The sequence below is a fragment of the Shewanella xiamenensis genome (genome assembly GCF_014647135.1).
GTDB classification, from domain to species: Bacteria; Pseudomonadota; Gammaproteobacteria; order Enterobacterales; family Shewanellaceae; genus Shewanella; species Shewanella xiamenensis.
Window position 1 is genome coordinate 26,453 of the sequence record NZ_BMOP01000028.1, and the last position, 23,441, is coordinate 49,893.

The window sequence follows — 23,441 nt, forward strand, 5'->3', positions numbered from 1 at the left end:
AGGAGCGCCAGACTGGCTAAAAATCAAAGCACAGTCCCATGCTAAGCGACTGTGCTGATATCAGTGTAACAAACACAACAAGGCAAAAATGTTACAAGTGTTTGATCCTACGCTTCACTTCTTCTTGCTTACCATGGTTGAACGGTCTGGCATCGGGACTGCCTAAGTAACCACACACACGGCGCGTAACAGACACTCGACTTGGCTCATGGTTGCCGCATTTAGGGCAAGTAAATCCTTTACTAGTACAGCTAAATTCGCCGGTAAAACCACAATCATAACATTCGTCAATCGGCGTGTTAGTACCGTAGTAAGGTACACGGCTATAGCTGTAATCCCAGACATTTTCGAGCGCTTCGATATTGTGCTGCATATTAGGATATTCGCCGTAGCAAATAAAACCACCATTGGCGATGGCGGGATATGGCTGCTCAAAATCGATCTTATCGTAAGGATTCACGTGCTTTTCCACATCTAAATGGAAGCTATTGGTGTAATAGCCCTTATCGGTTACCCCCGCAACCACACCAAACTGGCGCGCATCGAGCTTACAAAAACGACTGCAGAGACTCTCACTTGGGGTGCTATAAAGGCTGAATCCATAACCCGTTTCGGCCTTCCATGCGTCGGTAGCCGCTTTAAGGTGCGCAACAATCGCCACCGCTTTTTCACGAAGCTTAGCATCATCAAACACATGGGTTTCAGTGCCATAGAGCGCATTAATGGTTTCATGTAAACCGATATAACCTAATGAAATCGATGCCCGACCATTTTTAAAGATTTGGGCGATATCATCATCGGCACGCAAGCGCACGCCACAGGCACCTTCCATATACAAAATCGGCGCAACTCTGGCTTTCACTCCGTTTAACCGTTCGATACGCGTATCTAATGCGCGGCGGGCAAGTAATAGCCGCTCATCCAGAATACGGTAGAACTCAGCCTCATCGCCATTCGCTTCTAGCGCAACACGTGGCAAGTTTAAGCTAACAACGCCAAGGTTATTGCGGCCTTCATGGACGAGTTCACCATTTTCTTTATAGGAACCTAAAAAGCTGCGGCAACCCATAGGCGTTTTGAACGAACCCGTCACTTTTTCCACTTGCTCATAGTTCAAAATATCTGGGTACATGCGCATACTGGCGCATTTAAGGGCCATTTGTTTTACATCGTAATTGCAATCGCCGACTTTGTGGTTAATACCATCACGGATGGCAAACACCAATTTAGGGAACACCGCTGTTTTACGATTTTTACCTAACCCCGCCATGCGTACTTTCAGCATCGATTGTTGAATTAAACGCGACTCCCACGAAGTACCTAGACCGAAACCAAAGGTCACAAACGGGGTTTGTCCATTAGCGGTATGTAAGGTATTCACCTCATATTCAAGGGATTGGAAAGCATCGTGGCATTCTTTTTCAGTCTGAGCAGTGGCATAGGCTTTAGCATCTTTAATCTGCCAATTCAGTGCCACTTGATAATGTTTGTCATAACTCTTGGCCACAAAAGGCGCTAACACTTCATCAATACGATTAATCGTGGTGCCGCCATAGATATGGCTTGCCACTTGGGCAATAATTTGCGCCGTCACGGCTGTAGCGGTAGAGATCGATTTTGGGGTCTCAATTTCGGCGTTGCCCATCTTAAAGCCATGGGTCAACATGCCCGCCAAATCAATCAACATACAGTTAAACATCGGGAAAAAGGGCGAGTAATCAAGATCGTGATAGTGGATCTCACCGATTTCGTGCGCAGCCACCACATCCTTAGGCAGAATATGACTCTTGGCATAATGTTTAGCCACGATGCCCGCCAGCAGATCCCGTTGAGTTGGGATCACTTTAGAGTCTTTATTGGCGTTTTCATTTAACAGCGCGGCATTGCTCTGCTCGACTAAACCACGGATTTCAAGATTGAGCTTACTGGTAGCATCGCGGCAAATGTCTCTGTCGTGACGATATTCAATGTAGACCCGTGCCAATGATTTATAAGGGCCTTCCATCAATAGGTTTTCAACTGCATCCTGTAGATGGTGGATTTCAACTTCTGCCATATTCGCCACTCGTTCTCTCACACAAGCGGCTACCGTCGCGGCATAATCTGCGTCCTCTATCCCAACCGAGTTTGCAGCAGCGACCACTGCATCTCTTATCCTTGTTTCATCAAAAGGTGTGCGGCAACCATCCCGCTTGATCACGACTGGCATTGTTTAATTCCTCTCCATCCCGATTAAAATTAACACTATATATAGTGATTAAATAATCTATCAACACAATATGTAGGCAATTAAGCGGCATCGACACCTAAAATTCCATGATCCAGATCATGATTTATCGGATGGATAAAAAGAACAAATAAGAACTGCTGCCAAACCCAATGATCTCAGTTTTAGGCCTTGACCTTGATGCTAAAGCAAGATAGTAGACGCAGGAAATGGCGCTAATAATGACAAAAGACTCTGACCCAAAAGCCAAAGTCTATTGTTTTTGAAAGAATATTGTAAATAAGACTAGCGCTTAGCTAAGGCAAGATAACTGCTCAATTGTCCCAACGCCGATTGCTGCATCCCCATGGATGAAGCCACCTGCATCGTTGATTTAAGTCCCTGCCATAACTGTTTTTGACTATCGCTCATGATGGGGTTGCTATTCAAATAATCCGTTAATTGACCAAACACTTTAGTCGCCTTTTGTGCCAGCACTGGCGACTGGGCATCATCCATGTTTTTTAACACATTTTTAGCATCTACTAACGTGTTGATCATAGGGCTATTAGGCGATTTTTCAGCCAAAGACTTTAGCTCATCATCGATAAAATCCTGCAAAGACTGCTTATTGGTACTTTGGCTTGGCAAACTAATGCCGTTTTGCGAGAGCCGTTCCACCTGTGCATCGGAAAGAATACCGTCTTTTTGTAACCGCGAGACTAAAGCGGGTATCTCAGCCACGCTAAATTTGCCATCAGCAAAAAAATCTTTCGACATGGCCTGAATTTTTTGTGCTCGCAGTGCCCGTGGTGACAGCGCTATCTCCTCACTCGGTTTAGTATCAACCTTAGGGGGTTCTTTGGCAGAGGAGTTTGACTCCGTACTCGATTCAGTTTTACCTGTCTCCGTCTTTTTGCTATTCAGGCCATAAGCTTCAGCGGCACTGTTACGATTTAGATTAAGGGCATTTAAAAGAGAATTCATCGTCAATAATTCGGCGTCTAATACTGATTAATGGTTTTAAAGCAAAAACTAAGCCAATCAAGCAGTAAGTAGTGTCATATCGTAATTAACAGATAAATTCATCCTAACATTTTTAGCCTTTCCAGATCGCTGCTTCAATTAAATGTGCCACTTTTGCCACGGCGGCTTCACCTGCTGCAATGGCTTCAGCTGCTCGGTGGAACTCCATGGTGCCGATATTAGCCACTTCGGGTACAACACAGATATCGGGAGGGTCACCCATTAAACGCGCCCGTTTATGCCGCTGCTCTAAAATACTCATCGACTGGGACATCACCGCAATCATACCGGGATTAGATTTAGTCCCTAGGGAAAACTTATCGGTTAAGCTACCGACATATTCTCGCCCGCGGGCGAATAAATCCATAAAACCCGTTTCTTGGCGCGCGGGCATTTGGGTTTCATCTTTAGGTGCCCGATGGCTGGTCATATTAACGGGTAAAACTTGTAATCGACCGGTATGAAAACCTTGTAAATCAACGGCAATGACAATATCTACCCCCATAGCACGGCTCACCGAAACGGGGACAGGATTAACAACTGCACCATCCACCAACCAACGCTCACCTTGACGGACAGGCGCTAATATCCCAGGCATAGAGCAAGAGGCCCGTACGGCTTGGCGTAAATCACCATGGCGAAACCAGATTTCCTGACCTGAATACAGATCCGTAGCAATGGCCGCAAAGGGACGCTCTAAATCCTCGATATTGATATCACCAATCCGCGATTGCAGCACATCGAATACTTTTTCGCCGCCAATTAGCCCACCTTTACGCCAACGAATATCCATCAGTCCCAACACATCCCAACTAGAGAAGCTGCGCACCCACTCTTCAAGTTCCGCTAAATGATTATGAGCATAAGCAGCGCCAACAAGGGCGCCGATTGAGCATCCAGCGACCTTATCGGGTTTAATTCCCATCGCGGCGAGCCCATTGAGTACGCCAATATGCGCCCAACCTTTGGCTGCACCACTGCCTAAGGCAATACCGATCGTCGGAGTTGTCCCCTTACTCATAATAAATTCCCTTAATAAATCGATGATTTAAAGAAGCGCTATGACGTGAAAAAGCTAAATTCCAGCCAAAGTGTTGTCAATCATTAGACAACATAAACCGTTATGCTAGCCAGTCATTAGATACATTTATATGGTTTACGCTCGGCCTTATCCCCTTGCCATACTCAAGGGCAGAGAGCAACCACATCGTCGCTTGATATCCTGTAAGTTCATAGCCAATTTGGCTAAACATAGCACTCGGGGCAAATATCGAGCGTGACACAAGCCAAGCAAATAAGTGGCTATTTAGATGATTACGAAAGATTATGCCCAATCAAGATAGCTGACCATAGTGATTTAGCGCTATAATCTGCCCTCACTCAGATTTAGGGGATATACCTTTGCAGTTTACTGATTTTTCTCTGGACCAGCGTCTGTTACAAAGCTTAAAGCATATGGGGATTGCAACCCCAACCGCCATCCAGGAACAAGCATTACCTATCGCATTGGCAGGTAAAGATTTAATGGCATCATCAAAGACTGGGTCAGGTAAGACCTTGGCTTTTTTGCTGCCCGCATTGCAAAGGGTTATCTCCACTCGCGCCCTCAGTAAGCGCGACCCTAGAGTATTAATTTTATTACCGACCCGCGAATTAGCCCATCAGGTGTACAGTCAGTTACGCTTATTGGTGGCCAATACCCAATATAAAGCGATTAGTATATTGGGCGGTGAAAACTTTAACGATCAGGCTAAAGCGCTGGCAAAAGAGCCGCATTTTATTGTTGCAACACCAGGGCGAATCGCTGATCACTTAGAACAAAAAAACTTATTCCTCAATGGATTAGAGTTGTTAGTTTTGGACGAAGCCGACCGTATGTTGGATTTAGGCTTTGCGCCACAGTTAAAAGCTATCAACGAGGCGGCCGATCATAAACGTCGTCAGACCTTAATGTTCTCAGCAACCTTAGATCATAGTGAAATCAATGATATCGCGGCGGCCTTACTTAAAAATCCATTACATGTGGCAATCGGCACAGCCCACAGTGAACATCAGGATATTTCGCAGCGAATTTATCTGTGTGATCATTTAGATCATAAAGAAGCCCTGCTCAGTCGTTTACTGACGGATGAATCGCACAAGCAAGTGATTATTTTTACCGCCACCCGTGCCGATACAGAGCGGTTAGCCGCTAAGCTCTCGGCTCAAGGTTTTGCAACAGCCGCCTTAAGTGGCGAGTTAAAACAAACGGCACGTAACCAGATCATGGACCAATTTGCCCGTGGTCAGCAGCAAATATTGGTGACCACAGATGTGGCATCCCGTGGTTTAGACTTACTGAATGTATCATTAGTCATTAACTTCGACATGCCCAAATTTGCCGAAGAATATGTTCATCGCATTGGCCGCACTGGCCGCGCGGGCGCCAAAGGTGACGCAATCTCCTTAGTTGGACCTAAGGATTGGGATAACTTTAAAAAAGTACAACTTTTTTTAAGAAAAACCTTCGAAATCAGTGTAATTAAAGGGCTCGAAGCTAAATTTAGTGGTCTAAAAGAAAAGCCAAAGTCCGTCGCGACTAAAGGTGTAGTAAAGGCAAACACCAAAGCCAAATCTAAACCTAAGTCGCACCTTGTTAAAGCAGCGCCATCCCGTGATAAACGCTTTATCACGGGTGTTGATGTCGGTGATGCGCCAATGCGCAAAAAACCTGCGGCACAACTGCTACAAGATAATGACGACGAGATCTAAAAATAACGCAAAAGATAGCTCAAGTCCGTGAAACTTGAGCGCTCAAAATGAGTGACTCGCTGGAGCGATTCTTCCGGCGATACATAAGTAATTTGAAATAGTTAAAGGTGTAACATGCGAATTTGTGGTGTTGAATTAAAAGGTGGCGAAGCCATCATCAGTCTGCTCAGTTACGAAGGTGAAACCTTCAACGTACCCAGCTGCCGTAAAGTGTCTTTTAGCATTGCACAGTCGGCATCGACGGAGGCAATTCGTGAGTTTCATTTTGCTTTCCATAAGTTGATGGAAGATTACAAGATCGATGAAATTGTCATTATTGAGCGTGAGCAAAAAGGCAAACTGGCAGGTTCTGCTACTAGCTTCAAACTCGAAGCCGCAATTCAATTAGGCGAGCTGCCTGTAACCTTGCTATCTCCAGTGGCGATCAAGGAACAAAATAAGCGCAATCCACCTCAGGTAGACTTTGATAGCTTAGATCTGAAACGCTTCCAACAACCCGCCTTTGAGGCTGCCTACGCTCAGCAAAATCGCCATATTTTTGGTAAAGCTTAAGTGCTCTTGCTTGGCGCTATCACTTAGCGCCAAGCCTCTTACATGTCGCAAGCATCATGCAAAACCTAAAATATGTCAGTGGTTATAGCCTAGATATCCAACGCCAAGTTGAACAGCTTTTACAAAGTGGCAAGCTTGGGGAAGTATTGCTTCGCCGTCATCCGCACATTCATCATATCCGCAGCGATAAAGCCCTCTACGACTATACCCAAGGGATAAAAAATCAGTTTTTACGCCAATCCTCTCCCCTATCGAAAGTGATCTTTGATGACAAAATTAGCATGAGTCATCATGCACTTGGCTTACATTCCTACGTATCTAGAGTGCAAGGTAACAAAATCAAAGCGAAGAATGAAATTCGTATCTCTTCTCGCTTAAAACGTGTACCTGAACCTTTGTTACGAATGGTAGTGGTGCACGAACTCGCCCACCTAAAAGAGAAGGATCACAATAAAGCTTTTTATAATCTGTGTACTTATATGGAACCAGATTACCACCAATTTGAATTTGATCTGCGCTTACTGCTGACCTGTATTGATGCCAATCAATCCCCTTATATCGCGCACTCAATAGACTCAGTTTGAGTACTTATTTTTATTGCCCCAAGAGTTGACTGATAATAGTTTTCATTTAGAATAACCATGTATTATCTGTCACGTACTTAGGCTGTATGAAAACGCAAAATATTGGTAGAAAGCTAGAAAAATGGTGTAAGAAACAAGCCAAGAAACTGCAAAAGCAACAGGCAACATTATCCAATGCGGCATCAGTTAACTATGCTGCAAAATCATCTTTCTCAGCGGAACCAATAAAACAGACGACTGCGGCCAAAAGTAAAAAAGCACAACGCAAGCACTTAAATCAATTATTGGCTGAGTATATTGCCAAACAACACATTCAAGATCTTGATAAAGCCGCACGTAAGCAGCAATTAAAATTAGCCAAAGCGCATTTTAATGCCGCAAATGATGCACAATTTTTATCCTTTGCAGCCATCAAACGCATTTCCCCCTTACCGACGGAGCGAAGCTTTGCACTTCGTCCTTATAAAAAGTCTCCCTGTGGAGGATGTCCTGCATTAAAGGGGCGTCTATGTAAATGTGCGTTAAAAGCGATGCAGAAACGCCAGGCAAGTTAATATTGTTTATCGATCTTGATTAAATAAATTTGAAGATATCTCAAAGTAAGAGTGGTTAGATATTTTCTGCTAGCTATCTTCGCTATTCACACCTCATTCAATCAATACCTGTACGCTCACTAAAGCCTAAAGAGGCTCGATTTATTATTTTAAATACCGATAACAAGGGCGAAATTTAATCAAATTTAAGCAAGCCGTCTTATCCAAGCATATGCAGCCAAACAACAAACCCAACAAAAAGCCTGACAAATACACCACTCAAATCATTTAGTTGCTGAGGCACATTCAATAGAAATACAAACGCCGATGAATCAGTATTCATCGGCGTTTTTATACTCAGAACGGGACAAACGAAAAGGAATTAACCTAAATTCATCAACGACTGACGACTATTGACCATATTCGTAAAGCTACGCAATTCTTGGTTTGCTAATTGGCTTGCCATAGGAATATCGGCTTTCATTGGATCGACGGGTTTACCGTTTACATGGAATTCATAATGTAAATGCGGACCAGTTGAACGCCCAGTATTACCAGATAAAGCAATCACTTGGCCACGTGTGACTCTCTGTCCTTTACGCACTAATGCCTTTGAAAGGTGTAAATAGCGGGTGCTATATTTACCACCATGTTCAATCACAATATATTTACCTGCAAATTGGTGATCCGTTACTAAACTCACCACACCATCACCAGGCGCTATAACCTTAGTACCAATAGGGACAGAAAAATCAGTACCATTATGGGGAGAAATACGGCCAGTGATCGGATGTTTACGAGCAGGGTTAAAACGTGAACTCATGCGAGGCTGTTTAGCCAATGGAATACGCTGGAAAGCACGCACTAAACTGCGCCCTTTTGCATCATAATAACTGCCATCGGTATGCTGAAAGGCACTGATTTCTGAACGCCCAGTTTTAATGCTAACACCTAATATTTGACTGCTACCGGTTGCTTCGCCTTCAACATATTGATCATTTACCAAAACAGAAAATTTATCTCCTGCATGTAAATCCCGTGCAAAATTCACTTTTTCTTTGAGTAAATCTTCAATCCGCTGAATATCAGCTGCCGCTAAGCCCATTTTTTGAGCCGATACGTAAAATGAGCCTTTAATATCACCAGTAATAATGCGGTTTTGCCAAACGCCTTCAACGTTAATTTCTTCAACGTTGAAGCTACCATCTTCATAACGAGTAAATACGACTTGACGTGCGGCGTTAAAATAAAGCTCCAACTTTTGCAGTTGGCCATCATTATCGAGCCAAAACTGAATCCGGTTCCCAGGTAATAAGGTATCGAGTGCCAAAATATTTAAATCGGCCTCTAGTACTTTATACATCGTTAGCTGGTCAACACCCGCCTTAGAGAATAAAGCGCTTAGAGTATCACCGGAGGCAATAACACGCTCAAAATCAGGGGTATTGTCAATAACAGTGGTAGAATCAACAGGCTCAGAAACTTGCGGCAAAACAGTTTCAATGTCGAGAGCTACGGGAATTCGTTGTGCTGTGGGTACGACATGATTAGCATTCGGCATTAACATCGCCGCACCGATCAATAAACCACCTACGAGGAGAATATTTTTATGGGCTGAAGATAAATTCTGCAAACGAATTTGCGGAAAATTAGCCAAATTGGGTTTGCCTGTCTGCAACGCTTTCACCTTTTGTTATCGTTTTTGCGTTATATTTTTGAACCAGTCCCACCTAGGGAAGCCCGAATTTTCCCAACTTATCCCAAAAAACCGATTATGACAAACGCTATTTTGCACTTTAACAGCACTATTTCCCAAAAACATGCGTCAGTTAGCACTTTAAATCGATTGTGCGTTCTGTATCCAGATGTTAAATAGCACAAAATAACGTCTTCCATCACAATAAAAACAATAAGTTAAATAAACAATTAATCCCTTTAACTGACACTAAGGCAAAATCACCTTGATTTCGCTCCCATGGGAGGTTTTCAACAGATCTATTCGAGTGTTTATCTGCTCTTTCATCTCAGAAACATGAGATATCACGCCGATCATCCTACCCGCCGATTGCAAATCCATTAAGGTACGGATGGCAAGTTCAAGGGAGTCCTGATCTAGGCTGCCAAAACCTTCGTCGATAAATAACGTATCAAGTTTTATCCCACCGGCGTAGGCTTGCACCACGTCTGATAAACCCAGCGCCATAGATAAAGCTGCCATAAAACTCTCCCCACCACTTAAGGTCGCCACGGGACGCACTTTTGCGGTGTAAGCGTCTTCGACTTCAAGCTCAAGCCCTGATGCCTTATTTCCCTTCGCTCTGTCTTCTTTACGCAGTAATCGATAACGACCTTTACTCATCAGGTGTAATCTCTGAGTTGCTACGAGTAAAACATCATCGAGTAATACGCTTAATACAAAACGTTGCAGAGAAATCTTGTTGCCGGTATTGCCATTGGCCACATCGGCCAAGGTGCCAATAATGGCGTATTCATCCTCAAGGGCTTTCGCTTTTTGATCGACAATACTGAGCTGTGTTTGAGTTTGTTTAAGCAAAGAGAACCGCGTATTAAGTTGGCTCCATGTAGCTTCAGCGAGATTAAGTTGTTGGTGCTTTTCTGCAAGCATGGCTTCTAGGGCATCAAGGTCGGGTACGCTGACATCAGTAAGCTCAGTTCTTAGCTGATCAAGCTGTGATTGATTTAAGGCGCACTGTCGATGATAGGTTTCAATACGCTCGCCCAACACTTGAATTTGCTCATCGGCTAATAATGCCGCCCTTAATGCGTCCCTATCAGTAAAACCCGCTAAATGCAGTTGTGAGTTAAGGTCACCATCGGTCAAAGCCTGCTGCTCATCTGCGCTATGGCAGCGTAGTATCGCAGCCTCTAGCGCCGTTTGCGCCGCCACACAATGCTCAGATGCCTGCTTTAGTGAGTTTCTAAGAGCATGAATCTGCTCACGACTCTTCTCAAGCTGCCGTTGATTATCATTAATCGCTTGATTTAACGCAGTAAGCGAGCGGTATTCGTCAGGGATCCGAAGCGCCTTTTCCGCTAATTGACCGGATAGACGCGCCACTTCACCTTCTTGTTGATGATACCGCTCACGCTCAAGCTCTAATTGTTGCGTCAATGCTAACTCTTGCTGCTGCAACGCTTTGATTTGCTGCTGTAACTGCTGCAATGCTTGGGTGGCGACTTCAGCTTGTTTTGCTTGGCGTGTTAATTCCTCAAGCCGATGGACATGCGATTCAAGTGGTAACTCAACCGTATCCCCCAGCGAGGAGGCCAGTTCATTTGCCTGCGACTGCTGTGCTTCTAACTGTTTTTGTAGCCCCCGGTACTCTGCCCTCGCTTTGCTGAGCTGTTCGAGTGCATTCACCTCGGCATCCTGCGCAGCTTGCAGCTGTGCGTCCGTTGGTAAATGATCATGACTGGTTGCAGGATGAGGATGCTCGATACTGCCGCAAACTGGGCAGGGTTCTTCGAGTTTGAGCTCCCTCGCTAAAATGGCCGCTTGGCCTTGAAACCAACTGAGCTGTAAAGACTTATAGTCACTTAGCGCTGCCTGATGCTGCGCGCTCAGCGTCTTTCCTTGTAATCCTGCTTGTACAAGCGCCTCTTCGGTTTGTGCAACTTTGGCGCAGATTTGTTGCCATTGTTTGAACAACTCAAGTAAGTGGCGCTGTTGCTGCAAGGCTTGTGCGGTCGCGAGTTGACGCTCACTTTGCTGTTGTAATGCTGGCAATTGATTTTCATAGGTGCTGCGCTGATCAACTAAGCTTACAAGCGCCGTCTTAGTCTCTTGCCCCTGCTCTTTGGTTTGTTGCAGTATCTCTTTTGCCTGCGATAAAGCTTGTTCAAGGCTAGAAAATTCTGCCAACTGCGGTACTAACGTGCTGAGTTGATTATGTTGTTGTTCAAAATCGCGCAGCTGTTGTTCAAGGGGAATAAGTTCCTGCGCTTCGATCTCAGCTTTGGCAAGCGCAAGCTTTGCCGTATCGAGAGCCATTTGGGCATGGCTGCGCTGATCATTAGCAATTGTCGCTTCCTGCTCCCTCGATAACGCATTATCCAATAAGGGCTTAAGACGCTGCGCTTGCTCTGCCACATTCAGGCGAGCCGTTTGCGCTGCAATATCTGCTTGCTGTTCATGAAGCAAAGTGGCTTGGGATTCTAATTCACTTAAACGAGTAAATTCAGCAAACCGTTGCTGCGCACTGTCATGCTGTTTTAACGCCTGTAGATGCGCCGCCGTGCTACGTTCTTTCGCGGCGATAGCGGCCGCCAATTCGGGTTCTATTCGACTAAATTCAGCGGCAAGCTCGTCGTCACTCGCTAGCTCCGCGGTTTGTAGAATGCCATCGCGACGCGCACGCTGCTCTTTAACCAAGCCGCGGATATCGGCCGCCTTCGCCTTTAAGATATCTTCAATACGTTTATAGATATGGGTTTGAAATAATTGACTAAAAATTTGCTCACGCGCCTTGGAGTCAGCCATGAGTAATTCACGAAACTTCCCCTGTGGCAGCACCATAACCTGACGAAATTGTTCTACGTCTAAGCCCGTTAACGCTTCAATTTCAGCCGTTGCCTCTGAGACTTTACTGGCGACTAATAGGGTTTCAGTACCATCGGGAGCGATCTTAAACAGCTGCGCCTCGCTCTTTTGGACTGTCGAACCCTCGCCATTCTTTTTGAGTCTGTCCTGTTCGGGCACTCGGCGAATACGATAAGCAGTGTTACCCAATTTAAAACTAAAGGTCACCTCAGTAAGCAGATTATCATCGGCCATATCGCAGCGCATTTGGCTGCCTTCACGCTCATTGCCGGTGGTTTTTCCATACAACGCAAAGCAGATACCATCGAGCAGAGTCGTTTTACCCGCGCCAGTTGGCCCGTTGATCAAAAATAACGGATTATCACCAAGTTCAGTAAAATCAATGGTCTGAGTCGAAGCAAATGGGCCAAAAGCCGACATGGAAAGTTGTAGAGGCTTCATTCTGCCTGCTCCTCTTTTACGTCACGATGTGTTTCGCTGCGTTCAAGTTCGTCTCGATGAAGCTGGGTTAGGATATCCTCCATCACCGCCTGCTGCGCCGGCGTTAATTCATCCCCCGAGACTTGGGCAAAAAAGTCACGGAACATGGCCATTTCACCTTTTTTTATATGATCTCGATTGAGCACCACCGCCTGATCGCCCGCCATCAATCCGGTGCGTTCTAAATGCAGCACATTGGGATAAACACTGCGCAGTTTGCCCATGGCATCTAAAATGGCGTGTTTATCGAGCAGACGCACCATTAAATAATCCTCACGCTTGGCATCGGTTTTCCCTACTGCTAATAAATGTGCCAATTCACCTTCAATTATCCGCACATCACGTAGCGCAGTTAAGGGTAAGAGTTGGATTTGAGCGGGAGATTGCGCAGCGATATCCACTAAGGTGACAGACTTATGCTGGTGTTGCTCACTAAAGGAATATTTTAGGATTGAGCCTGAGTAGCGCACCTGTTCGCAGCCTTTGTATTGCGGACCATGTAAATGCCCTAGGGCGACATAGTCAAACTCACTAAACAGCCGTGGGGAAATTTTATCCGCGCCGCCGATACTTAATGGCCGTTCGGATTCAGACTCGCTGCCACCATCCAAAAAGCAATGGCTCACCACCACTTTAGGTAAACCTTGGCTATCATGGGAGCGGACCTGTTCTAGCAATAACGCCATCGCCTCTTCATGGCTCGATACGCTAAGGCCTTTGGCATCGGTATCAAAAACTTGGCGCACGGTAGCAGGTTCAGCGTAAGGCAGCGGATAAAAGTAAGCGTCGCCACTGGCACTGGTTAAACGAGTAGGCACTAATTCGGCCTGTAGCGGCCCAATAATATGTAAACCACTGGCAGCCATTTGTTTAGCAGCAAATCCCAAACGCTCATGGCCATCGTGATTGCCAGCAATCATCAGCACTTGTATACCCAATTGGTTAATAAGGCGATTAAGCACATCATTAAGCAAAGCGACGGCACTGGCGGGTGGAATCGATCTATCGTAAATGTCCCCTGCAATAATCACCGCATCAACACTGTGCTGCTGCGCCAATGCAACAATTTGATCAAGTACATAGGCCTGATCATCCAGTAATGATTGATTATGTAACTGACGGCCAATATGCCAGTCTGAGGTGTGGATAAATCGCATTGTTGCTAAACCTTAATGGATACTAAGCCAACGCTATGGCGCGAGATGCTTATCGTTAAGTTGTTTGTCGAAGCTGCTTGTCGGATAACCTCGCCCAATGACTCGCCAATAAACCCTAAAAACACTTTAAAAAATGCTAGGTTATCCTAAAAAATGCCGCTGAGTATAGTCAATACAATGGGAGTGGAGAGATTTACAGCAAAGAGGTCGAAGACTGCGCTAACAGATCACCATTAGCGCAAATAAGGTCAGTGCTCAGCTTGAAGAAAGTTGATCCGTACCAAAATCATCATCAAAACAGTTGGTATTGGCTGGCGAGCAATTTCACACTCATGGCCAGTGACATGGTCACTACTAAGGGCTTAATGATCTTTGTACCCTTAGTGACCACTAAACGTGATCCTAAGGTTGCCCCAATGGCTTGGCCCGCTAACATCACTAAGCCGAGTAACCAAATGACTTTTCCGCCAAGGGCGAAAAAAATCAGCGAGGCAATATTGGTCGAAAAATTCAGCACCTTTGCGTGAGCCGTCGCTTTAGCGAGGCCAAAACCCGCAAGGGTAACAAACGCCAACGCAAAAAAGCTGCCAGTCCCCGGACCAAAAAAGCCATCATACAAGCCCACACCTAACGCGGCAGTAAAAGCAAAGGCGGTAGGGGTTAAGACTTGGTGGCGATCATCTTCCGAAATCTTTTTCGAGAACAAAAAGTAGCAACCAATAGCGAGGATTAAAAACGGCAATACTAACTCAAGGATTTTGGTATCCACTAACTGCACCAACACTGTACCTAACGCCGCGCCGATAAAGGCACAAAACAGCGCGAGTTTGACAGTTTTGAGATCAACCAATCCCTTACGAACAAAGTACAAGCTCGCAAAAAAGCTGCCACCGCAGGCCTGTAACTTGTTAGTGCCAAGGGCGACCGCTGGCGGTAACCCAGCCCACATTAACGCAGGAATGGTCAGTAATCCCCCACCTCCAGCAATAGAGTCGATAAAGCCCGCCACCATCGCCACGCCAAACAGTAATGCTGCAACTTGCAGAGTTAATTCAAATTCCATGATTTTTATAATTGAGTTATAGGAGCTAAGGCTTCGCATTAGACTGCGTTTGCCTTATAAATGCAAAGGAGTTATTGTCGCGCTAGCGTGAGCAAAGCTCACACTAAACCGTTTGTTAAACACCTAGATTTGGATATGAATATGTTTACTAGCTTGCCACCGCTCAATGCATTACGGGCATTCGAGTCTGCTGCCCGCTTACAGAGTATGACGCTGGCGAGCAAAGAACTGCACGTCACCCATGGCGCAATCAGTAAACAAATCAGGGTATTAGAAGATTTTTTAGGTTTCGCCCTCTTTGTTAGGCTACATAAAAAAGTCGAACTCACTGACGAAGCCAAGCGTTACTTCCCCCACGTACAAGCGGCGCTGCAAACCTTATCGAGCGCCACCGCCGATTTGCGTAGCCAAGGTTCTCGGCCACAAACCTTAGCCATCAATGTATTACCAAGTTTAACCATCAACTGGTTAATCCCTCGTATGGAGCAATTTAAGTCGCGTTATCCACATTTATATGTGGATCTCTCGATAGGTGACTTTGCCGTTGACTTCAGCCAAGGGCGCTACGACATCGCGATCCGCAGTAGTACCAAGCTGCCCAAAGGAGTGAATTACATCAAACTCATGGATGAAGATCTGTGCTTAGTTTGTGCGCCGTCATTGGCCCCAAAACTGAAATGTATTGAGGATATTAATCATGTCACCTTACTCAAACACACCACTCGCCCAGAACTTTGGGATTATTGGGCTGAAAAGGTAGGCTTAACACTCACGCAAGAGCAAACCTTTGGCGTGGAGCATTTTTACATGTTGAGTCAGGCGGCTGCCAGTGGCATGGGCGCGGCGTTGATCCCACGCTTTTTTATTGAAGAACAATTAGCTAACGGCAGTTTAGTCATCCCCTTTCATGCACCGTTTACCAGCCCATACGTTTATTACCTACTCACGCCTAAATCCCCAAGCTTGCCGTTAAAAGTGCAAGCATTTATCGAGTGGATGCTCGACCTCTTCGCTCCTTATCGCAATGCATGCTAAAAACTAAAAACCACCCGAAGGTGGTTTTTACGTCAGTCATAGTAACCACGTTACATGGTTGCCATTGTCCAATAATCGAGGCGCTTTTGAGGATCAGCCAGTAAGTTTTTACACTCTTCTTTATATTTCCCCATCAATACCCCGAGATTACTAGAGCCACCCAGGCTTTGTATTTGACGAGCTTTGGCATCGGCAACGGCTTGGGTCACCTCGGCTTCTGACTGGTATTTCTTCGCCAGATTTTCGGCTTCAACTTTAGACGCTTTTAAGCGTTCACCCACCGCTTGCATTTGTGGGGCATTCATGGCGCCAATCGCTTCAGAGCTAATTTGATAATAGGCTGCACATTCTATGGCTTCTTTAGCCAGAGCCTGTTGGGCTTCATCCGCAAACACGCTGTGGCTCATCGTCAGCATAAGACCTGCAATAGCAAAAGCTTTTAACATTGATATTGTCCTTTTTATTAGTAATTAAGAGTAAGCGACTTAAGCTAAGGATTTAGCTCAAGTTCATAGGTTACAAATTGTTGATCGCGCACAAACCCAAGTGCTTCATAAAGCCCTTGAGCACGTAAATTCTCTTTTTGGGTTTCGAGCACTAAATAACGTGCTCCTTGGCTACGAGCATAGTCTGCTGCCCGTTGTACCAGCGCCCGACCTAGCCCGACACATCGCGCATGCTGCGTGACAAATACATCATTCAGAATAAAAATCGGCGCTAAATTAAGGGATGAAAAACTGGGATATAACTGCACAAAACCCAAGCCTAAACCTTGAGGTGAGCGCGCAAAAAAAATTACCGATGACCCCTCATGCAAACGAGTTCGGATAAACAGCTCACCGGCCTCTACATCATCCTTACAGCCATAAAACTGCCGATACTCATTAAATAAAGGAGCAATATCATGACTGTGGGACTCATTAGCTTGAATGATTCTATTTGCCATCGGCTTAACCAACCTTAAGTCCATATCCATATTGACGTCTTATCAAGCTATATCTACTCATAGTAGATATGCGCGATACGCATCCATCATTCCTTACACTACCAGTCGCTGTTGTAAGCGAAAGATTAAATGATGTTTCACCGTCGCCCACTCAGAATCAATAATGGAATAAACCACAGTGTCCCGAATGGTGCCATCCTTAAGAATTTTATTATTCCGTAAAACCCCATCTTGCTTGGCTCCTAAACGAGCGATGGCTTGGCGCGAAGCTTGATTGTGCCAATGGGTTCTAAACTCCACCGCAATGGCCTCAAGGGTTTCGAAGGCAAAGGTGAGTAGTAGCAATTTAGCCTCGGTATTAATACCTGTGCGCTGGGCGCGCTTAGCATACCAAGTGTAACCAATCTCTAAATGGCGATGCTCACTCTCCCAATGGCAAATGCGCGTACAACCCACAATCTCACCAGAAACTTTGTCTCGCACCGCAAAGGGAAAACTTTCCCCACGGGATTTTTCAGCTAAGGCTTTCATTACATAAGCTTTCATCTCACTCGGCTCAGGCACACTGGTAAACCATAAACGCCACAGTTCACCATCGGTGACCGCTAAGCTAAGTGCCGCCACATGGGATAACGACAAAGGCTCTAGAACGACATATTCACCATTTAAACACGCTGAAAGATCATCATTGCCCATTATCTCGTCTCCATTAACGCGGTAAAAAGTGTGCTATTGCGCACACTTTTTACTAGCCTATCATTTATATAAAATAAAAAAACCTCTATTTTCAACATGATTATATAAATTTTATTCCGGACAATAGCTAAGTTTCTCTTAAGCTTCACCGTTGAAAATGACAGGTTAATGAATCGGTGCATAAGCCTGCCATGGTTTAGCACATGGCACGCTGTAGCCTAGGGCTCCAGCCTATTTAGATCGTGTAAATATAAGGCCTACCAACACATCAATGTATTTAGGGCGTGTTGACGTTTCGAGATTAAATTTTGTTCGTTCTGGCAAGCTCGTGCTCGCGAAACGAGGAATGATGTGTAGTTTACTCAAATGACGAGCGGCTCTTATGACAGAAAATAAGGGCAAGGGCTTGCCAGACGAACCTTTCGGGCAGCATTTGGCTGACGTTTCTGCTGCGTTATCGTCCGTTTATGTAGAATAACTACACTGCACGGACTTTGCCTTGCATAAACGCCAGCCAAATTGCTGCAAAAATAACCCTGAAACGTCAACACGCCCTTGTAGGCCTTTTGATGTATCCCACTCGCTTTAGCAGGCGCGATAACCTTACACTATGGGTTAATACTATATTTTTCGTTTTATTCTATTAGCCGAGTACGGCAAGTAGTATCCCCGCAGCGACCGCAGAACCTAGCACGCCAGCAACATTTGGCCCCATAGCATGCATTAATAGAAAGTTATGCTGATTGGCCTCTAATCCCACTTTATTCACTACCCTTGCAGCCATAGGCACAGCCGATACTCCTGCCGCCCCAATCAGTGGATTAACTTTACCGCCGGATAACTTACACATCAGTTTTGCCATCAACACTCCTGCGGCTGTACCTATACCAAAAGCAAGGGCACCAAGTACTAAGATCCCCAAGGTTTCTACCCGCAAAAACTGCTCGGCCGATAATTTAGAGCCGACAGCTAAGCCCAAAAAAATCGTCACGATATTAATCAGCTCGTTTTGTGCTGTTTTTGAGAGCCTATCCACCACGCCCGATTCGCGCATTAAGTTACCCAGGCAAAACATCCCTACCAGTGGCGTTGCCGCGGGTAAAAACAGAATGGTTAAGCCTAATACCATCAGCGGAAAAATAATCCGCTCCTTTTTACTGACTTCCCGTAGCTGCTCCATTTTTATCTCACGTTCCGCTTGGGTTGTGAGTAAACGCATGATCGGCGGCTGAATAATCGGCACCAACGCCATATAGGAATAAGCCGCCACAGCAATCGCTCCCAGTAACTCAGGCGCAAGCTTAGAGGCAAGGAAAATAGCCGTTGGTCCATCCGCGCCACCGATAATGGCAATGGCTGCGGCATCCTGCATGGTAAATTCAAAGCCTGGCACCAGATTTAGGGCGATAGCGCCAATTAAGGTCGCGAAAATCCCAAACTGCGCCGCCGCGCCGAGTAATAAGGTTTTTGGGTTGGCGATCAGTGCACTAAAATCTGTCAGTGCTCCGACCCCCATAAAGATCAGCAGTGGAAAAACGCCGGTTTCAATCCCCACATGATAGGCGTAGTAGAGTATTCCCCCCTCTTCGGTAAAGCCTGCGTTGGGAATATTCGCCAGCACTGCACCAAAGCCAATAGGCAACAGCAACAAAGGCTCAAATCCACGCACGATAGCGAGGTATAACAGCAACATGCCAACGGCCATCATTAAGACTTGCCCTGCGGTAAAATGGGCTATGCCCGTTTCGGCCCAAAACGCCAGTAAACCATCCATATAGACTCCTAGGCTAAGGCCAATAATTGAGAACCCACGACAACCGAATCGCCTTCTTTCACAAAGAGATGGGTAATAACACCATCCCCCTGAGCGCGGATCTCTGTCTCCATTTTCATCGCCTCAAGGATGATCACCACATCGCCGGCGCAAACCTTGTCGCCAATCCCCACATGCACTTTAAAGATATTGCCCGATAGCGGCGCACTCATCTTCAGCTTAATCTCGGCGGATTGAGCCAATGGTGCACTGTTTAAATGAGAAGTAGGGGCATAATTAAGCTGCGAAGCTACCTGTCCTTGAGGTTGGATCTGACTAATTTCGCCGCCCTCGGCAACCTCAACCACATAAGTTTGCCCCTCAACCGTGACGGTATAGGTTTCGGCCTCACGCGGCGTAACTGGTAAGATTGGCGCAAGTTCAGGTTTAGGCTCAAATGCCGCCGGATTATGGCGATTCTTCAAAAACTGTAAGCCAATCTGTGGAAAGAGCGCATAAATGAGTAAATCATCGTCCGAAGGCTTTTCCTTACTCTCTAAGACGAGACTAATCCCTTGATCCTGCGCCTTTGATAATAACTCTGCACGCAACTTGTCTAACTCTGGTACGAGTAAATCCGCAGGACGACAGGTGATAGCCACCTGCCCATTAAGTACTCTTGCCTGCAACTCTGAATTCACTGGCGCTGGCGTAGCGCCATATTCGCCCCTTAACACACCTTCAGTCTCTTTCGTTAACGATTGGTATCTTTGGCCCATCAGTACATTGATAACCGCCTGTGAGCCGACAATCTGCGAGGTTGGCGTGACCAAAGGCAGAAAACCTAAATCTTGACGCACCCGAGGGATCTCCTCCAGCACCGCATCTATCTTATCTAGTGCACCTTGCTCTTTGAGTTGACTCTCCATGTTTGTCAGCATGCCGCCAGGGACTTGAGCACGTAGAATACGGGAATCAATCCCCTTTAGCGCACCTTCGAATTTGGCGTATTTTTTGCGAACCTCACGAAAATAAGCGGCAATCTCCTCAAGTAATACAAGATCATAGCCTGTTGCACGTTCAGTATCTTCCACCATAGCGACTACGGTTTCAGTTGCGGTATGGCCATAGGTTTGACTCATGGATGAAATGGCGGTATCGAGTACATCGACTCCCGCCTCAATAGCCTTTTGATAGGTTGCCGTGCTCAGCCCTGTAGTCGCGTGACTATGCAGAGATAGTATGAGTTGAGTTTGTGATTTTAGACGACTGATAAGCTCAAAAGCTTCCATAGGCTTGAGTAAGCCCGCCATATCTTTAATACACAGCGAATGGCAGCCCATGTCCTCAAGACGCTTTGCTATATCAACCCAAGTATCAACCGAATGAACAGGGCTAGTTGTATAAGAAATTGTGCCTTGCGCGTGCCCACCGACATCACGCACCGCTTTAACTGCCATCTCTAGGTTACGCACATCATTCATCGCATCAAAGATACGGAAGACATCGACACCATTGGCATGCGCACGTTCGACAAAACGTGTCACTAAATCATCGGCATAATGGCGATAACCCAATAGATTTTGTCCGCGCAATAACATTTGCTGAGGCGTATTGGGCATGACCTTTTTCAGCTCGCGGATCCTGTCCCAAGGATCCTCACCCAGATAACGGATGCAAGCATCAAAGGTCGCTCCGCCCCAAGACTCTAGCGACCAAAATCCCACTTTATCTAAGAGCGGTGCAATCGGAAGCATGTCATCGAGGCGTAAACGCGTCGCTAAAATAGACTGATGTGCATCCCTCAAGACAACATCGGTTAACTGTAATGGCTTAGGCGCCACTATCGAATTTACTCGGTTCATATGGCGCTCCATTATTTAGCCTGAGAACGATACTGCTGGACGGCTAAGCTGATCACAGCCACCAATTTAGGATCTAAAGTGCTTGCGGCTCCAGTTGAGCTCGCATCATTGACCTTCAACGGTTTTACTGCTTTGTGCTCTTCACGACACCACTTAGCAACCAGATTCACAGCTAATATCAATACACTTAAAAATAAATAGACCAGCCCCATCCCCAATAACATGATGCCAACAGCGTCTAATAACTGTTGCGTTAGCTCCCCTTTCACTGCCCTACCTCCTTCGCCCTTAACCAACATTCGCGTTTTAAATTAACAACCACACAACATCTGCATTGATAACAAATTTAATCGACGAATGTAAATTGGTAAGACCAATTTACATAAGATCAGCAGCAAGTGTCTGAGGGATCCTTAGTGAACGACCGATAAAATGAATATTCGTTAATGAAACGGCAAAGCAGAAATTTTTATTGAGGAGTAATGACGAAATGAAGATACCAACCAAGATGAAACCAAAAGCAAACATGGGCTGACAATAAGGTTCTGACTCCCCCTTAAACGAGCATACGAAGAGTACAAGCTTTAAATTTACTGATTAGTCCTATAAGGACAAAAATCAAAGGGGTCTCAATGCACTACAGTATTTAGACCAAGCAGCCATTTAATACCATTCCGCATTGAAGTCTGATCTAATAGCAAGCAACCCAACAGCTTAAAATTGGATTATGAAACCTGAAACTGCTGAAAGTCTGCTTAGCCTCTCCAAAAGAGAAAAAAATCCGCATAAGCGCATGCGATTGCTCGCTGTATCGCTATTTTTNGCCAGCTGAAGGTGGCCAGATCTAGCGTCAACTTATGGGTCTCCAGCTATCTTGGGCAAGGACTGGCAGGACTTGAAGATAAGCCACGCCTAGGGAAGAAGCCGTCATTGTCAAATGAGCAAAAAAGGAGACTCGCCAGATATATTGAGTTCAAAGCACAATCAGATGAGGGTGGCAGACTCACTGGGGCCGACATCCAGCAATACATCTCGAGTGAGTTTAATGTCGAGTACCATCCCAATCACATCTACAAGCTACTCAAGAGCATGGGTTTCTGTTGGATAACCAGCCGCTCCAGGCATCCAAAACAAACTCAGAGCTTACAGGACGCTTTTAAAAAAGTTTCCTCTGGAAACGATCCTTCACACTCCCATTCATATACAACCTCACCAGATTGATATTTGGTTTCAGGACGAAGCCAGATCCGGCCAGCAAAATACAACGACACCCCAAAGGCAGTAGACCAAGAGCGTTAAAACAGCAGCAGTTTGAATATGTGCATCTCTTCGGCGCAGTCTGTCCTGCAACAGGAGAAACTGAAGCCATCATCACGCCATTCGTCAATAAGGACATCATGCACCAGCACCTGGAGCTGATTGCAAAACGCACCAAATCTGGCCGCCATGCAGTCGTGGTAATGGACGGTGCGGGTTGGCATACCAATGACATTGCTGCTGATATCCCCAACCTGTCGATACTCAAACTACCGCCATATTCCCCAGAACTAAACCCCATAGAACAGGTATGGAGTTGGCTGCGCCAACATTATCTCGCCAATCGCTGTTTTAAAGGATATGAGGACATAGTGGATGCCTGCAGCCAGGCATGGAACAGCTTTATCAGTTGTACAAAACGCGTGGTAAAGATGTGCTCTCGGGAATGGGCAAAGGTGACTGAACTTTAATGCGGAATGGTATAAATGAATGATGCTAAAGGTGTTGGAGAATGAAGAAAACGGAGCAAAGAGGGGCTCTCTGTTTATATTCCGTATGAGGCGATAAATTAAAGATACTTAGAGAAGTATTGTGAAGAATAGAACGTTGAAATTCAAAACACTAAATGCAAAAAAGCCAGCTTATTCAGCTGGCTTCATTGTTTAATTAGGCGCTTGGCGATGAAATGCTATTGTCACCAAGCAAATTTGGTTTAAACAAGACTCGAGAGCGCACTCCGTGCTGCTAGATTCTAGGAACTAAAATCTGCTCTTATCTTATTTAATAATTCGGAAAGCTGTATTGAGTACCACTTCTTAAGTGTTTCTATTCGTCTAAGTGCTACTTAGTAAAACCCATCTGGGTTGTATGGTTAAGCCTCTCGAGTCATTAGTATCAGTTAGCTCAACGCCTCACAACGCTTACACACCTGACCTATCAACGTCCTAGTCTCGAACGGCTCTTTAGTGGACTTAAA

18 protein-coding genes, 1 rRNA gene and 1 pseudogene are annotated in these 23,441 nt (G+C 45.6%); 6 read left to right on the top strand and 14 right to left on the bottom strand.

All coding sequences use genetic code 11. The annotated features are described in order from the left end of the window. Positions 1-91: 91 nt before the first annotated feature. The 3 genes from nrdD to rssA form a co-directional block, all read right to left on the bottom strand. On the bottom strand, positions 92-2,209 hold the full coding sequence (nrdD, locus tag IEY09_RS17570) for an anaerobic ribonucleoside-triphosphate reductase (protein ID WP_037419596.1): 2,118 nt from the start codon (positions 2,207-2,209) through the stop codon (positions 92-94). A gap of 303 nt (positions 2,210-2,512) precedes the next feature. Beyond that, positions 2,513-3,193: a hypothetical protein gene (locus IEY09_RS17575; protein WP_188872073.1), complete on the bottom strand. Its 681-nt coding sequence runs from the start codon at positions 3,191-3,193 to the stop codon at positions 2,513-2,515. Positions 3,194-3,305: 112 nt separating this feature from the next. After that, a complete protein-coding gene (gene rssA, locus IEY09_RS17580) occupies positions 3,306-4,253 on the bottom strand; it encodes a patatin-like phospholipase RssA (RefSeq protein WP_037419588.1) in 948 nt (315 codons plus the stop codon). Between the two features lie 380 nt (positions 4,254-4,633). Between rssA and IEY09_RS17585 the strand changes: the two genes are divergently transcribed. The 4 genes from IEY09_RS17585 to IEY09_RS17600 all read left to right on the top strand — a co-directional run bounded on the left by IEY09_RS17585 (position 4,634) and on the right by IEY09_RS17600 (position 7,673). Further along, positions 4,634-5,983 carry a DEAD/DEAH box helicase gene (locus IEY09_RS17585; RefSeq protein WP_188872075.1) on the top strand — a complete coding sequence of 450 codons (1,350 nt, stop codon included), beginning with the start codon at positions 4,634-4,636 and terminating at the stop codon, positions 5,981-5,983. 114 nt (positions 5,984-6,097) lie between these two features. Beyond that, positions 6,098-6,535, top strand: coding sequence for a DUF3010 family protein (locus IEY09_RS17590; RefSeq protein WP_037419582.1), 438 nt, complete (start codon positions 6,098-6,100; stop codon positions 6,533-6,535). A gap of 56 nt (positions 6,536-6,591) precedes the next feature. Continuing rightward, positions 6,592-7,119, top strand: coding sequence for a M48 metallopeptidase family protein (locus tag IEY09_RS17595; RefSeq protein WP_037427302.1), 528 nt, complete (start codon positions 6,592-6,594; stop codon positions 7,117-7,119). 86 nt (positions 7,120-7,205) lie between these two features. After that, positions 7,206-7,673 carry a hypothetical protein gene (locus IEY09_RS17600; RefSeq protein ID WP_188872077.1) on the top strand — a complete coding sequence of 156 codons (468 nt, stop codon included), beginning with the start codon at positions 7,206-7,208 and terminating at the stop codon, positions 7,671-7,673. 361 nt (positions 7,674-8,034) lie between these two features. Here IEY09_RS17600 and IEY09_RS17605 read toward each other — a convergent pair whose 3' ends face one another. The 4 genes from IEY09_RS17605 to IEY09_RS17620 all read right to left on the bottom strand — a co-directional run bounded on the left by IEY09_RS17605 (position 8,035) and on the right by IEY09_RS17620 (position 14,913). After that, positions 8,035-9,330 carry a peptidoglycan DD-metalloendopeptidase family protein gene (locus tag IEY09_RS17605; RefSeq protein WP_037419574.1) on the bottom strand — a complete coding sequence of 432 codons (1,296 nt, stop codon included), beginning with the start codon at positions 9,328-9,330 and terminating at the stop codon, positions 8,035-8,037. A 267-nt stretch (positions 9,331-9,597) separates the two neighbouring features. Further along, the gene (locus IEY09_RS17610; protein ID WP_188872079.1) at positions 9,598-12,654 is read right to left on the bottom strand and encodes an AAA family ATPase; all 3,057 of its coding nucleotides are present in this window, start codon (positions 12,652-12,654) and stop codon (positions 9,598-9,600) included. Next, a complete protein-coding gene (locus tag IEY09_RS17615; RefSeq protein ID WP_172587877.1) occupies positions 12,651-13,850 on the bottom strand; it encodes an exonuclease SbcCD subunit D in 1,200 nt (399 codons plus the stop codon). Before IEY09_RS17615 ends, IEY09_RS17610 begins: the two co-directional genes overlap by 4 nt. 292 nt (positions 13,851-14,142) lie before the next feature. Beyond that, positions 14,143-14,913, bottom strand: a complete 771-nt coding sequence (locus IEY09_RS17620; protein ID WP_069455460.1) for a TSUP family transporter — start codon at positions 14,911-14,913, stop codon at positions 14,143-14,145. A gap of 141 nt (positions 14,914-15,054) precedes the next feature. On the opposite strand from IEY09_RS17620, the gene IEY09_RS17625 reads away from it, so the two are divergent. Beyond that, on the top strand, positions 15,055-15,948 hold the full coding sequence (locus IEY09_RS17625) for a LysR family transcriptional regulator (protein WP_037430889.1): 894 nt from the start codon (positions 15,055-15,057) through the stop codon (positions 15,946-15,948). Between the two features lie 50 nt (positions 15,949-15,998). Here the strand turns inward: IEY09_RS17625 and IEY09_RS17630 are convergent, their stop codons facing one another. The 6 genes from IEY09_RS17630 to IEY09_RS17655 form a co-directional block, all read right to left on the bottom strand. Next, entirely contained in the window at positions 15,999-16,394 is a 396-nt protein-coding gene (locus tag IEY09_RS17630; protein ID WP_037419558.1) for a hypothetical protein, read from the bottom strand. Positions 16,395-16,438: 44 nt separating this feature from the next. Further along, positions 16,439-16,894 carry a GNAT family N-acetyltransferase gene (locus IEY09_RS17635; RefSeq protein ID WP_037419745.1) on the bottom strand — a complete coding sequence of 152 codons (456 nt, stop codon included), beginning with the start codon at positions 16,892-16,894 and terminating at the stop codon, positions 16,439-16,441. Positions 16,895-16,987: 93 nt separating this feature from the next. Continuing rightward, a complete protein-coding gene (locus tag IEY09_RS17640; RefSeq protein ID WP_037419555.1) occupies positions 16,988-17,590 on the bottom strand; it encodes a GNAT family N-acetyltransferase in 603 nt (200 codons plus the stop codon). A 643-nt stretch (positions 17,591-18,233) separates the two neighbouring features. Further along, positions 18,234-19,364, bottom strand: coding sequence for a sodium ion-translocating decarboxylase subunit beta (locus IEY09_RS17645; protein WP_069455194.1), 1,131 nt, complete (start codon positions 19,362-19,364; stop codon positions 18,234-18,236). An 8-nt stretch (positions 19,365-19,372) separates the two neighbouring features. Beyond that, a complete protein-coding gene (gene oadA, locus IEY09_RS17650) occupies positions 19,373-21,208 on the bottom strand; it encodes a sodium-extruding oxaloacetate decarboxylase subunit alpha (RefSeq protein WP_069455195.1) in 1,836 nt (611 codons plus the stop codon). 11 nt (positions 21,209-21,219) lie between these two features. After that, a complete protein-coding gene (locus IEY09_RS17655; RefSeq protein ID WP_229778017.1) occupies positions 21,220-21,432 on the bottom strand; it encodes an OadG family protein in 213 nt (70 codons plus the stop codon). 503 nt (positions 21,433-21,935) lie between these two features. Here IEY09_RS17655 and IEY09_RS17660 point away from each other — a divergent pair. Continuing rightward, a pseudogene (locus tag IEY09_RS17660) lies at positions 21,936-22,935 on the top strand (IS630 family transposase). A 397-nt stretch (positions 22,936-23,332) separates the two neighbouring features. On the opposite strand, the gene IEY09_RS17665 reads toward IEY09_RS17660, so the two are convergent. Then, positions 23,333-23,441 (bottom strand): 23S ribosomal RNA (locus IEY09_RS17665); the annotation flags it as partial.